Source organism: Winogradskyella forsetii (assembly GCF_013394595.1).
In the GTDB taxonomy this organism is placed as follows: domain Bacteria; phylum Bacteroidota; class Bacteroidia; order Flavobacteriales; family Flavobacteriaceae; genus Winogradskyella; species Winogradskyella forsetii.
In genome coordinates, this window is record NZ_CP053348.1 from 4,278,654 (window position 1) to 4,291,293 (window position 12,640).

A 12,640-nucleotide genomic window follows, 5' to 3' on the forward strand; every position below is an offset into this window, starting at 1 on the left:
CTAAAAGTCTCGATTCTTAATTCTAATAGCTAAGTGGTTTATGATCTCTTTTATCTAACTAGTAAATAAATCAAAAATGTTACTGAGTGCACCAGTTTTAGCCTTATAAAACTCAGTATAGCTGCATTTTTTACAGGTAACAGAGCTAAATTTTTTATTCTGTACATCAAATATTTTAGATAATGTACCACCTGTAGCTCTCATTTCGCCAACTTCATAAGTGGTATTATCGCATTTTGGACATTTATAATTCATATTAAAAATGATTTTTATTCATAGTATTAGTGTAATGAGGTATAGAAAAGTTACACTATTGATGTACAATTTATGTAATTTTGCGTAGTCCTAATGCCCAATACCTAATACCTGAAAAATGTCAGAAGAAACAAAGGCACTCAATTTTATTGAGCACATCATAGAAGAAGATTTAGAAAACGGTTTACCAAAAGAGAAACTACGTTTTCGTTTTCCACCAGAACCAAATGGCTATTTGCACATCGGTCATACCAAAGCCATTGGTATTAGCTTTGGGCTGGGAGAGAAGTACGATGCACCAGTGAATCTAAGATTCGATGATACCAATCCTGCTAAAGAAGAGCAAGAATATGTCGATGCCATCAAAAAAGATATCGCTTGGTTAGGTTATCAATGGGAAAATGAACTGTACTCGTCCGATTATTTTCAAAAACTATACGATTGGGCTATTATGATGATAAAAGATGGTAAAGCTTATGTAGATTCCCAATCTTCGGAAGCCATGGCAGAGCAAAAGGGCACACCAACACAAGTTGGTACTAACAGTCCATACAGAAATAGAAGTGTTGAAGAGAATTTGGATTTATTCCAACGTATGAAAGCTGGAGAATTTCCTGCTGGTACACATGTACTTCGTGCTAAAATAGACATGGAAGACCCAAACATGCTAATGCGAGATCCCATTATGTATCGTATTATGTTTGCAAATCACCACAGAACAGGCGATGATTGGTGTATTTATCCAATGTATGATTGGACCCATGGCGAAAGTGATTATCTCGAACAAATTTCACATTCCTTATGTTCTTTGGAATTTAAGCCGCACAGAAAACTATACGATTGGTTTAGAGATAATGTTTATGAATATAGTAGTGACCAACTACCATTGCAACCAAAGCAAAGGGAATTTGCACGTTTAAACCTCAGTTATACCATAATGAGCAAGCGTAAGTTGTTGCGTTTGGTCGAAGAAGGTATTGTTTCGGGTTGGGATGATCCACGTATGCCAACCATTTCCGGTTTGCGTCGTCGCGGTTACACACCAAATTCCATCAGAAAATTTATCGAAAAAGTGGGCGTGGCCAAACGTGAAAATGTGATTGATGTTTCACTTTTAGAATTCTGTATTCGTGAGGATCTGAACAAAACTGCAAATCGTGTGATGGCCGTTTTAGATCCCGTGAAAGTTGTAATTACCAATTATCCTGAAGACAAAGTTGAATGGCTGGAAGCCGAAAATAATCAGGAAGACGAATCTGCTGGCTATAGAAAAGTGCCGTTTTCAAGAGAAATTTATATTGAAAAAGAAGATTTTAAGGAAGAAGCTAGTGCTAAGTTCTTTAGACTTCAACTTGGCGGCGAAGTCCGATTGAAAAATGCCTACATCATCAAAGCCAATAGCGTTGAAAAAGATGGCGATGGAAACATTACGGAGATTCATTGCACCTACGATGAAGACACTTCTAAAAAAGTTAAAGGAACATTGCACTGGGTGTCCATAAAACATGCCATTACTGCCGAAATTAGGGAATACGACCGTTTATTTATGCACGAATCGCCAGATACGGACAAGGCTAAAGATTTTATGGAATATCTAAATCCTAAATCCTTGACCATTAAAACAGGCTATTTAGAACCTAGTTTGGCAGATGCCGAAGTAGGAGAGCGGTTTCAATTCCAGCGCATAGGGTACTTTAATGTTGATGATGATTCCACACCAAAACACTTGGTGTTTAATAAAACAGTAGGTTTACGTGATAGCTGGGCAAAACAAAAACCTAAACCAAAAAATAATCAACGCAAGTCCAAACCACAACAGCAAAAACGTTCTGCTATGAGTGTGATTCAACAATTGGGTAAGAAATACACCAATTTACCTGAAGAAAAACAACTGAAATCAAAAGCTGAAATACAAGAATTAGCAAAAGAAATAACTTATGACGATTTAGAGCCCTTATTTGGCACTGCTGTAAAAAAAGCAGGTACACGTATCGCCGTGTTAATTGCGTTAAAAGTATTGCTTAAAAAGGGCTTAGAACGAAACGACGATATTGATGAATTTATTAATAAAGCGAAAGAAGATAAAAATGAGATATTGGTGGCTGAGACAGCTGAGGTTTAACATTTCTTTGAGATACTTTCAGAATTAAAATACATAATTTTATTTAAACGCTATTAATTATGAATGAAGCACAAAAAATACTTACAGAAATTTCCACAATTACAAGGGATATTGAAGATAATTATCCTGAACTTCAAAAGTACTTAGACGAAACTAGAAGTACTTTGCCTTCGGGTTCAAATAATAGTGCAAGTTTAGATGAAGAGGATTTAAAGAATTATTTGGACCAGCTCAAAGAAATGCGAGATAAATACAAAGAAGAAGGTCACTGATCTTTTATCTTGTGTTCAATAAAAACCTCAGAATTATTAATTCTGAGGTTTTTTTGTACATTTAATTCTTATTAACCAACTTAAATACTAAACCTTATGGAATTTCCAATTAACCCAATCGCAATTCCGATAGCAGCTGTTGCAGCTTTATTTATTGGAGCATTATGGTACAATCCAAAATTCGGATTTGGCATCACTTGGATGCGAGCCGCAGGAATGACCGAAGAACGCATGAAAAGCGGTAACATTGCTGTTATTTTTGGCTTAGCCTTACTTTTTGCTGTTATGTTAAGCACCTTATTAATGCATTTTACAAACCATCAATGGGGCGCTTTTGGAATGATTGGAGGCGATCCAGAACTTGTGAAGAATACTTCCTTTGACGCCTTTATGGCGGAGTATGGCAATGCGTTTAGAACTTACAAGCATGGAGCGCTGCATGGTGTCTTATTCGGAGTATTTGGAGCGCTTCCAATTATTGGGACTATTGCACTTTTTGAACGTAAGAGCGCCAAATATATTTTTGTAAATGCTGGTTATTGGATCGTGACTATGACCGTCATGGGAAGTATTCTTTGTGGTATGTAATATAAAATCTGTAGCTATTATATCAAAACAAAAACCTCGAAAAGCTAATTTTAGAGGTTTTTTTATGAGAAATACGTTAATCTAATCTTCTATAGGTTCAAGCTTCATATCATCTTCAGGAATATCGAGCTGAGTTTCAAAATTGGGCAGTACTTTTTCAGATAAAACTGTATTCTTAAGTTGTTTGGCTTCAAGAAACCACCAGTATTTATCAACCTCATTGTATATCCCTAAAAGATAGCTTTTAGAGGAAATGCGTTGACCAGACATCACCATCTGATTAAAACCTTCAATGACACAGCGAAACTGACCTTGTTCTTTTACAATTTCTGAAACACCATTGATATCGGCTTTTTCAAACACAAAGCCTTGAGCTTTCATACCATTAAAAGTTTGCTTTAAGACGTTTAAGGCAGCATCTTTTCCACCCATCATTTCCAAAATGGAAGGAAGCGTATGCTTAAGAACCGTTTCAAAATCCATGTTTAACGTGGCGTTAGACGCTATTTTGGCATCTTTTAGGGCATCGGCTTTGGTTTGGGAAAATAGATTGGTGCTTATTGCTATAATGACCAAAAACACTATTTTTTTTACTCTATTCATCTTCCTTTTTTTTATTTTTTTGAGCCTTCATAGCTTCACCAATCTGGTTACTTGCTGTAAAACTAGCGACCATATCGTTGAGCATCTGACTTCCCGCTTGTGGCGAATTAGGTAATAATATCAAATTACTATTGGTTTCTTGTCCAATAGCCTGTAAGGTATCGTAATGTTGGGTAACAACAATAAGAGCAGAGGCTTCTTGCGAGTTAATACCAACTCTATTTAAAACATCCACGGATTCTTCCAAGCCACGAGCAATTTCGCGTCGTTGATCTGCAATACCTTGACCTTGTAAACGCTTACTTTCGGCTTCTGCTTTTGCTTTTTCCACAATTAATATGCGTTGCGCATCACCTTCATATTGTGCAGCGGTTTTTTCTCTATCTGCCGCATTTATGCGATTCATAGCTATTTTTACTTGAGGATCTGGATCAATATCAGTAACTAAAGTTCTAATAATATCAAATCCATAATCCATCATGGCATCGTTTAATTCTGCTTTTACGGCTAAGGCAATATCATCTTTTTTGACAAAAACATCATCTAATTTCATTTTTGGTACTTCGGCGCGTACCACATCAAAGACATAACTTGTAATTTGTTCATGCGGATAATCTAATTTATAAAAGGCATCATAAACACGTTCTGTAACCACTTTATACTGCACAGAAACTTTTAATTTTACGAATACATCATCTAATGTTTTGGTTTCTATGATAACATCCAATTGTTGAATTTTTAAACTCAAACGACCTGCAACCTTATCTACTAAAGGGATTTTCATTTGCAAGCCAGAATGTCTAATGCTTTGAAATTTACCGAAACGCTCTATAATTGCTGCGGTTTGTTGTTTTACTAAAAAAAAGGATGAAGCTAAAATGATTAATCCTAAAAATATAATCGGAATTAAGATAAAATTACCCATAACGTGTTTTTTAAGTTTGAAAATAAGAAATACTAAAAGTAGGTTATTTTAATGAGATAATTGAAAAGTGAAAATGAATTGAAAAATGAACCTCAATGATGAATAGTTAGTCTTACCAAATAATTATCTGAATTTTAATTAAATGGAATTTAGCTCATAAAATTGTCGATAGTAAGTAAGATATAATGACGCTTTCGAAGTATCGAAATTACAGATTTATATAGAATTTTCGGGCAAATAACCAAACTCAAAGATTCAGAGTTTTCAAAGAGTCTCACTAAGAAAAAGTTGAGACTGAAGAACTTGATATTATATCATGAAAACCAAAAGAAAGTTAGAACTCAACACCTAAATTTCGACAGCGTCGAAGCAACGATTTTCAGAAATAATGAGCAATAAATAGAGTTGATTTACAAAATTTAGGATTGGAAAATTATTATTGTAAAGACATAAAAATATAAATGTATCGGCGAATGGTGCTTTAGTAATTTCCTAACAAATCGTTTTGTCCCGATAGCTATCGGGATTGGTTCGTTTTGTATCAAGACAAAATGAACATATAGAATAAATAAATTTAAATTCTAATTAGATTGAGAGTATAATTTCATAATGGCATCATCCAACAGTTCCACTTCCGCTTTAACTGAAGAAATAGCATCAGATTTTACGGTTTCTCCATTTTTAGTATATCCAACATAATTTCGCCAACCTTCAGAGCGTAATTCACGTCGTTTACGTATTAACTTATAAAGTGAATCTTCTTTTAAATGTTCAATTTCCAAAACTGGATTTTTAGTGGAAATTTCAGGATATAAATCCTTTAAAATCTTTTGAGCCATATAGAAGTGTCCAATTTTATTGGGATGAACACCATCTGGAACGAACGTGGAATCCGATTTTATGAGCTTCATATTTGTCAAAACAGAATCTAGATAATGGTGTAAATCCACAACTTTAACGGCTTCTGTTTCTAAACTCAATAACCAATCGGAATAAGCAATTAAAACATCATTATATTTAAAATAAGGATGCCAATATTCATGTGTTTCGCCCGCTTTCGACACTCGATTTTCAATGGGATTTGGATCAAAAACCGTAGGAGTCATCAAAATAAGTTGACCACCATGCGTTTCAACCTTGCTTTTCAATTCTAAAACACCCTTTTTGTAGGCTTCAAACCTCAGACTGTCCAATGGGTTGTAATTTCCATCATTCATACCATAGCACGCCAAAACAACCTCTGGGCTTATCATGTGCAATGCGCTGTCTAACCGTTTTCTCACATTTGGTCTTGGAAAATCCCGACCAGATTCCGAAGTTCCGGAAATAGTTTCACCAGATAAACCAATACTGATAATATCTAATTGATTATCAGGATAGTGTGTCCTTAAATAATATTCTATAAAGTCCACATAATCACCATGTTGGGTGATACTATTCCCCAAAATCAATACCCTTTTATTGTGTAAAGGCAGTTCTTTAGTTGCTAAAACTGATTCCGATTTTTTTTCACTTTTACAGGAAGTGCAAAAGCTTAGACTAAATACTAAAATGAAAAAATACAATTTCATGTTTATGATTTTCAGACTTTTCACGTTTTGACTGCGACTTCGCTCAGTTCTTATAAAACCCGAAAGGTGTTTGTAGATACATTAAACCTATTTAATTAGCGTCTCAATACGCTTAATCGTTTCGGCCTTTCCAATCATAAACATAATATCAAACACATCAGGTCCTTGTAAAGCACCGACCAACGCCAAACGCAAAGGCATCATTACTTTACCAAAACCAATATCGTTTTCTGTGATCCAACCTTTGATTTTAGCTTGTAAATTCTGAACCGTAAATTCCTTAGTTCTTGTAACAATGTTAATCACTTCTTGGAGAAGTGCTGGAGTTTCATCCTTTAATGCTTTTTTAGTTGCTTTTTCGTCATAAGATGTTGGCGCTGTAAAAAAGAAATGGCTCAATTCCCAAAAATCCTGAACAAATGTGGCACGTTCCTTTATTAACCCGACCACTAGAGCGATATAATTGATATCAATTTCCGCCAATTCTGGTCGAATCGCTTTAAATTGTTCAGCCAAATCCAAATCTAGCTGTTGTTGCATATAATGATGATTGAACCACTTCGTTTTATCCGGATCAAAGCGTGCACCAGCTTTATTTACGCGTGCTAAATCAAAATCCGCAACCAATTCTTCTAAGCTGAATATTTCTTGTTCCGTTCCAGGATTCCAACCTAAAAACGCTAAGAAATTGACAACAGCTTCAGGAAAATAACCTTCTTCTTTATAGCCTTTAGAAATAGTGCCATCTGGAGCGCTATATTCTAATGGAAAAACAGGAAAGCCCATTTTGTCGCCATCGCGCTTACTTAACTTGCCTTTTCCTGTTGGTTTTAAAATCAACGGTAAATGGGCAAATTCAGGTGCTTCCCAACCAAAGGCATCATATAATAATTGATGTAAGGCTAAAGATGGTAACCATTCTTCACCACGAATCACATGCGTGATTTCCATTAGATGGTCATCTACAATATTCGCCAAATGATAGGTTGGCATACCATCGCTTTTAAAAAGAACTTTGTCATCCAATATATTGGTATCAATCGTCATATGGCCACGAATAGTATCCGTAAGATGCAAGGTTTCATCTTGAGGCGATTTAAAACGAATCACATAATCCTCACCAGCTTCAATTTTAGCTTTCGTTTCCGCCTCAGTTAAAACTAAAGAATTAATTAAACGGCCTTTTTCACGGTTATGCCAGTTATATATGAAGGTTTTGCCTTCGGCTTCGTGGCCTTTTCTGTGACCATCCAATTGCTCAGCCGTATCAAAAGCATAATAGGCGTTTCCATTGGCAATTAATTCGTCCGCATATTGTTTATATAAATCTTTGCGTTCGCTTTGTCTGTAAGGCCCGAATTTTTCGTTCTTATTGCCTGCACTGAGCGCATTCAGATGTGGGCCTTCATCAAAGGAGATACCGCACCAATTTAATGCTTCAACAATGTAAGCTTCGGCACCTTCTACATAACGGTTTTGGTCTGTATCCTCAATTCGGAGTACAAAATCGCCACCATGTTTCTTGGCAAATAAATAGTTGAATAAAGCGGTTCTTACACCACCAATATGTAAGGGTCCTGTTGGACTTGGTGCAAAACGCACACGTACTTTTTTAGACATAACTGAATAATAGAAATAGTTTGTCATCCTGAATTTATTTCAGAATCTCGTACAAAGATAAAATTATAGCTTCGAAGTTGGAAGCATGAAGCGTTAAGTTTTTTGCTATACCTTTAACATCAAATCGCGCGGTATTAACAGAATCTTATCACTTTTTAATAATTCGATATAAAATAAAATTGTAGATTAGGCAGTTAGTAAGTTGTGAGTGATGAGTGAGGACTGATGTATTAGCTTTGAGATGTAAACAATGAAACCCAAGAGTAAGCAAGGTTAAAAAAATTATAATTAAAGTTACATTATCATAAAACGAAAACCAAGAGATTGTAAAGTACCAAAGTTCCGACAAAGTCGGACTCAACGATTTTCAGAAATAATGAGCCATAAATAGAGTTAATTTATGAAATTTAGGATCGGAACATTAGATAATATAAGGAAATAGAATTTTTAATGTATCAGCGAATGTTGCTTGCAATTTCCTAACAAATCGTTTAGATTTTTTGGTTCGTTTTGCATCATGGCAAAATGAACAGAGAAAAAGAAAAAAATATTAAATGAGCAATTTCAATACCATAAAACAAAAATTAGAACAGTTCATTAAAAGGTATTACACCAATGAACTACTAAAAGGAGCCATCCTATTTTTCGCCATTGGTTTACTGTACCTTATTATCACATTATTCGTAGAATACGTCTTATGGCTCAATCCAACAGCCAGAACCCTATTATTCTGGACTTTTATTGCCGTAGAATTGGCATTATTCGTAAAATTCATAGCCATTCCATTGGCTCATTTGTTCAAATTGCGAAAAGGCATCAATTTTGAAACCGCCTCCAAATTAATCGGCAATCATTTTCCAGAAGTCAATGATAAATTGCTGAATGTGCTTCAACTCAACAAAAACCAACAGCAATCGGACTTATTAATTGCTAGTATAGAGCAGAAATCGCAAGAATTGCAGCCTATACCTTTTAAATCGGCCATAAATTTCAAATCGAATACCAAATATCTAAAGTATGCAGCGATTCCGGTTGCTATTCTACTATTATCCTTTTTAACAGGAAAAATTAATTGGTTTAGTGATAGTTACGAACGCGTCGTAAATTATAAAACGGCTTACGAACCACCTGCACCTTTTCAGTTTTTTGTATTGAACCAACCCTTGCAGGCCATTGAGAATAAAGACTTTAAATTAAAAGTATCAACCGTTGGAAATGTTATTCCCGAAAACGCCCAAATCAAATTCAACGGTCAATCTTACTTTTTACAGCAAGTTGCAGCCGGCGAATTTCAATACACCTTTAGTTTACCTAAAGAAGCTGTAGAATTTACCCTCTCTGCGAATGATGTGACTTCAAAACCTTATAAATTAAATGTGGTCAATACACCAAACCTTGTAAATTTTGAAATGGTTTTAGACTATCCTGCTCACACTAAAAAGCAAGATGAGGTTTTGAAGAGTACAGGTTCTGCTGTCATTCCTGAAGGTACGAATGTGACCTGGAAAGCCAAAACAAAATCAACTACAGGAGTGCATATTTATGCCGAAGATACTTTAAGTTTTCAAGCAAGTGAGAAGGGCAATTTTGAAGCGTCAAAACGACTCTACAAAAACTATAATTACAGCATTACAACTAGTAATAACGACCTAAAGGATTACGAAAATTTAGCATACAATATCAACGTTGTCAAAGATATTTATCCAGAGCTGAATATTAAGGTTCAAAAAGACTCAATAGATCAGCAAAGCCTTTATTTCTATGGACAAGCGAGCGATGACTACGGGTTAACTAAGCTGCAATTGGTGTATTATCCGGCTGAGGATGAATCCAAAAAGGTGGTTGAGCCCATTAGTATTTCAAAATCAAATTTCAGTGAGTTTGTCAGTGCCTTTCCCAATCAATTTAATTTGGAAGAAGGGCTTAGTTACCAACTTTATTTTGAAGTGTTTGACAACGATGCCATTCACAATTACAAACGCACCAAAAGTTCTGTTTTTAATTACCGAAAATTAACCAAAGATGAAGAAGAACAGAAACAACTCAATGAGCAAAACGAAACCATAAAAGACATCAGTAAAACGTTTGATAAGCTTCAAGAGCAAGATAAAAAGCTCGAAGAATTATCAAAAACGCAAAAGGAAAAAGAAAGCCTCAATTTTAATGACAAGAAGAAATTTGAGGAGTTCTTAAAACGTCAGAAAAATCAGGAGCAATTGATGAAAAATTTCAACAAAAAGCTTCAGGATAATTTGGAGGAATATCAACAAGACGAAAAGAAAGATGATCAATTTAAAGAGGACTTAAAAGAGCGTTTAAAAGAAAATGAAGAACAACTCAAGAAAGATGAAGAACTTTTAAAAGAACTGGAAGAGTTAAAGGATAAAATCAATAAAGAGGAATTCACTCAAAAACTTGAAGAATTAGCTAAACAAAATAAGAATAAGAAACGCAGCATGAAACAGCTTTTGGAACTGACCAAGCGGTTTTATGTGATGAAGAAAGCAGAAAAAGTCTCCAGCGAATTAGAAAAATTAGCTGAAGAACAGGAAAAATTAGCAGAAAAGGACAAAGAAAACACCAAAGAAGCGCAGGAAAAGTTGAATAATGATTTTGATCAACTTCAAAAAGATGTTGAAGAGTTGAAACGCGAGGACAGGCAACTTCAAAAACCAATGAAAATTGCTAGGGATGAATTTTTGGAGGATGAAATAAAGTTCGATCAAAAAGAAGCGAAAGAAGCACTAGAAAAGAAAGAAGAGAGCGAGTCTAAAACGCAACCTAAAGAAGCCCAGGAGCAACAAAATAAAGCGAAGGAAAATCAAAAAAAGGCCGCTAAGAAGCTAAAGCAAATGAGCGAGATGATGAAAATGGCAGCAGGAGGCGGCGGTGGTGGCGACCAAATGTCTGAAGACATTGATGCCTTACGTCAAATACTAGAGAATTTGTTACTCTATTCATTTGATCAAGAGGGTCTTATGGAGACATTTGAAAGCATCGGCATCAATAATAACAATTACGGAAAGTATATCATTGAGCAAAGTAATTTAAGAGAACATTTTGAACATATTGACGATAGTTTATTTGCCTTATCCTTAAGGCAACCAAAAATTTCTGAAAAGGTCAATTCCCAAATTACTGAGGTCTATTTTAACATCGACAAAGCCCTAGAACAACTTTCTGAAAACAGATTATATCAAGGTGTCGGTGCACAACAATATGCTGTAACATCAACCAATGAATTGGCGAGTTTTTTAAGTGATGTTTTAGATAATATGGAAATGTCAATGAACCCGTCGCCTGGTCAAGGGGAAGGCGATTCGCAATTACCGGATATTATTAAATCCCAAGAAGAGTTGAACAAGGAAATGGAAGAGGGCGTTAAAAAACAAGAGGAAGGAAAAAAGGGAGAAGAAGGAAATGAAGGTGAGAAGCCTGGAGAAGAGGGAAAAGAAGGCGAAGGAGATAAACCAGGCGAGCAAGGTAAGGATGGAAAAGAGGGCGAAAGCGGTAAAAGTGGTGAGAAGGGCCAAAGTGGCGAACAACAAGGAAAAGGTGGCGAAGGCGGAAAGTCTGGCGAAAATGGAGAGCAAAAGGGTGAAGGCAATCAAGGCGGCCAAAAAGAAGGTGATGGGGGAGAAGGTGATAATGGAGAAGGAAAAGACGGAAAGAATGGTAAAAGCGGTAAAAATAGTGGTGATGGATCTGATGGCAATGGCGAAGGAGAAAAGAACGACGGTTATGGCGAAGGCGGAAGTGAAGAACAGAATGGTAAATTATTCAAGATTTACCAACAACAGCAGCAGTTACGTCAAGCTTTGGAAGATCGATTGGCAAAAGAAGGAAAGATTGAATCTGCGGGTGAATTGATCAAACAAATGGAAGATATTGAATTAGACTTGTTAAATACGGGTTTTACCAATCAAACACTTCAAAAAATGATGGATCTGCAGCATCAGTTGTTAAAGTTGGAAAATGCAACGTTTATGCAAGGTCAAGACACTAATCGGAAATCAGAAACCAATAAGGAGGAATTTAACCAGAAGAACCCAAGTCAGATTCTAACTGCAAAACAATATTTTAATACGACTGAAATTTTAAATCGTCAGGCCTTACCTTTGCAGAATCATTTTAAGAAGAAGATTCAAGAGTATTTTAAAAAGGCTAATGATTAATTTTAATTACGAAACTGATTTTTGTTTAAGAGAGGAAACGGATATTTCCGATTGGATTACCAAAACGATTTTAGAAGAAAAGTGCAAAGTTGGAGATATAGATTACATCTTCTGTTCAGACGATTATTTACACCAATTGAATGTTGATTTCCTAAATCATGATACTTTAACAGATATTATTAGCTTTGACTATTCAGTAGGAAAGGAACTACATGGCGAGATTTATATTTCTGTAGATAGAGTAAAGGAAAATGCGTCTGATTTTGAGGTGTCTTTTGAAAATGAAATGACAAGAGTTATAATTCATGGTATTTTGCACTATTGTGGTTATAAGGACAAATCTGAAGATGAGGTAAAGTTGATGCGTTCAAAAGAAGATTACTATTTAGCTAAACGAAATTTATAGTTATGATTTCGTTGTATATTCGCGGGCTGAAAAATTCTTTGTTAAAAGGGATAGTTAGTTTTCTCAAATTTGTTTAATAAAAAATATTCCTTATTTCTAAGGA

10 protein-coding genes are annotated in these 12,640 nt (G+C 35.3%); 5 read left to right on the forward strand and 5 right to left on the reverse strand.

All coding sequences use genetic code 11. The annotated features are described in order from the left end of the window. Positions 1 to 54 precede the first annotated feature (54 nt). Complete coding sequence (locus HM987_RS18340; RefSeq protein WP_179009448.1) at positions 55 to 255, reverse strand: zinc ribbon domain-containing protein; 201 nt, start codon at positions 253 to 255, stop codon at positions 55 to 57. Between the two features lie 118 nt (positions 256 to 373). Between HM987_RS18340 and HM987_RS18345 the strand changes: the two genes are divergently transcribed. From HM987_RS18345 to HM987_RS18355, 3 genes are all read left to right on the forward strand, one after another. Next, a complete protein-coding gene (locus tag HM987_RS18345; RefSeq protein WP_179009449.1) occupies positions 374 to 2,377 on the forward strand; it encodes a glutamine--tRNA ligase/YqeY domain fusion protein in 2,004 nt (667 codons plus the stop codon). A 59-nt stretch (positions 2,378 to 2,436) separates the two neighbouring features. Beyond that, positions 2,437 to 2,649, forward strand: coding sequence for a hypothetical protein (locus tag HM987_RS18350; protein ID WP_218846949.1), 213 nt, complete (start codon positions 2,437 to 2,439; stop codon positions 2,647 to 2,649). Positions 2,650 to 2,745: 96 nt separating this feature from the next. Further along, positions 2,746 to 3,237, forward strand: coding sequence for a DUF1761 domain-containing protein (locus HM987_RS18355; RefSeq protein ID WP_179009450.1), 492 nt, complete (start codon positions 2,746 to 2,748; stop codon positions 3,235 to 3,237). An 81-nt stretch (positions 3,238 to 3,318) separates the two neighbouring features. Here HM987_RS18355 and HM987_RS18360 read toward each other — a convergent pair whose 3' ends face one another. The 4 genes from HM987_RS18360 to gltX all read right to left on the reverse strand — a co-directional run bounded on the left by HM987_RS18360 (position 3,319) and on the right by gltX (position 7,956). Then, positions 3,319 to 3,840 carry a hypothetical protein gene (locus HM987_RS18360; RefSeq protein WP_179009451.1) on the reverse strand — a complete coding sequence of 174 codons (522 nt, stop codon included), beginning with the start codon at positions 3,838 to 3,840 and terminating at the stop codon, positions 3,319 to 3,321. Then, positions 3,833 to 4,765 carry an SPFH domain-containing protein gene (locus HM987_RS18365; RefSeq protein WP_179009452.1) on the reverse strand — a complete coding sequence of 311 codons (933 nt, stop codon included), beginning with the start codon at positions 4,763 to 4,765 and terminating at the stop codon, positions 3,833 to 3,835. The genes HM987_RS18360 and HM987_RS18365 overlap by 8 nt, the downstream gene beginning before the upstream one ends. Positions 4,766 to 5,346: 581 nt before the next feature. Then, positions 5,347 to 6,210 (reverse strand): SGNH/GDSL hydrolase family protein, encoded by an 864-nt coding sequence (locus HM987_RS18370; protein ID WP_179009453.1) that lies wholly within the window; start codon positions 6,208 to 6,210, stop codon positions 5,347 to 5,349. Between the two features lie 213 nt (positions 6,211 to 6,423). After that, positions 6,424 to 7,956 (reverse strand): glutamate--tRNA ligase, encoded by a 1,533-nt coding sequence (gene gltX / locus HM987_RS18375; protein WP_179010158.1) that lies wholly within the window; start codon positions 7,954 to 7,956, stop codon positions 6,424 to 6,426. Positions 7,957 to 8,510: 554 nt separating this feature from the next. Between gltX and HM987_RS18380 the strand changes: the two genes are divergently transcribed. Next, entirely contained in the window at positions 8,511 to 12,131 is a 3,621-nt protein-coding gene (locus HM987_RS18380; RefSeq protein WP_179009454.1) for a DUF4175 family protein, read from the forward strand. Then, complete coding sequence (ybeY, locus tag HM987_RS18385) at positions 12,124 to 12,537, forward strand: rRNA maturation RNase YbeY (protein ID WP_179009455.1); 414 nt, start codon at positions 12,124 to 12,126, stop codon at positions 12,535 to 12,537. Before HM987_RS18380 ends, ybeY begins: the two co-directional genes overlap by 8 nt. Positions 12,538 to 12,640: the final 103 nt, after the last annotated feature.

Bases quoted from the DNA above. Each gene is read 5' to 3' on its own strand.
- HM987_RS18340 (WP_179009448.1), bottom strand. From the start codon at position 255: ATGAATTATAAATGTCCAAAATGCGATAATACCACTTATGAAGTTGGC.
- HM987_RS18345 (WP_179009449.1), top strand. From the start codon at position 374: ATGTCAGAAGAAACAAAGGCACTCAATTTTATTGAGCACATCATAGAA.
- HM987_RS18350 (WP_218846949.1), top strand. From the start codon at position 2,437: ATGAATGAAGCACAAAAAATACTTACAGAAATTTCCACAATTACAAGG.
- HM987_RS18355 (WP_179009450.1), top strand. From the start codon at position 2,746: ATGGAATTTCCAATTAACCCAATCGCAATTCCGATAGCAGCTGTTGCA.
- HM987_RS18360 (WP_179009451.1), bottom strand. From the start codon at position 3,840: ATGAATAGAGTAAAAAAAATAGTGTTTTTGGTCATTATAGCAATAAGC.
- HM987_RS18365 (WP_179009452.1), bottom strand. From the start codon at position 4,765: ATGGGTAATTTTATCTTAATTCCGATTATATTTTTAGGATTAATCATT.
- gltX (WP_179010158.1), bottom strand. From the start codon at position 7,956: ATGTCTAAAAAAGTACGTGTGCGTTTTGCACCAAGTCCAACAGGACCC.
- HM987_RS18380 (WP_179009454.1), top strand. From the start codon at position 8,511: ATGAGCAATTTCAATACCATAAAACAAAAATTAGAACAGTTCATTAAA.
- ybeY (WP_179009455.1), top strand. From the start codon at position 12,124: ATGATTAATTTTAATTACGAAACTGATTTTTGTTTAAGAGAGGAAACG.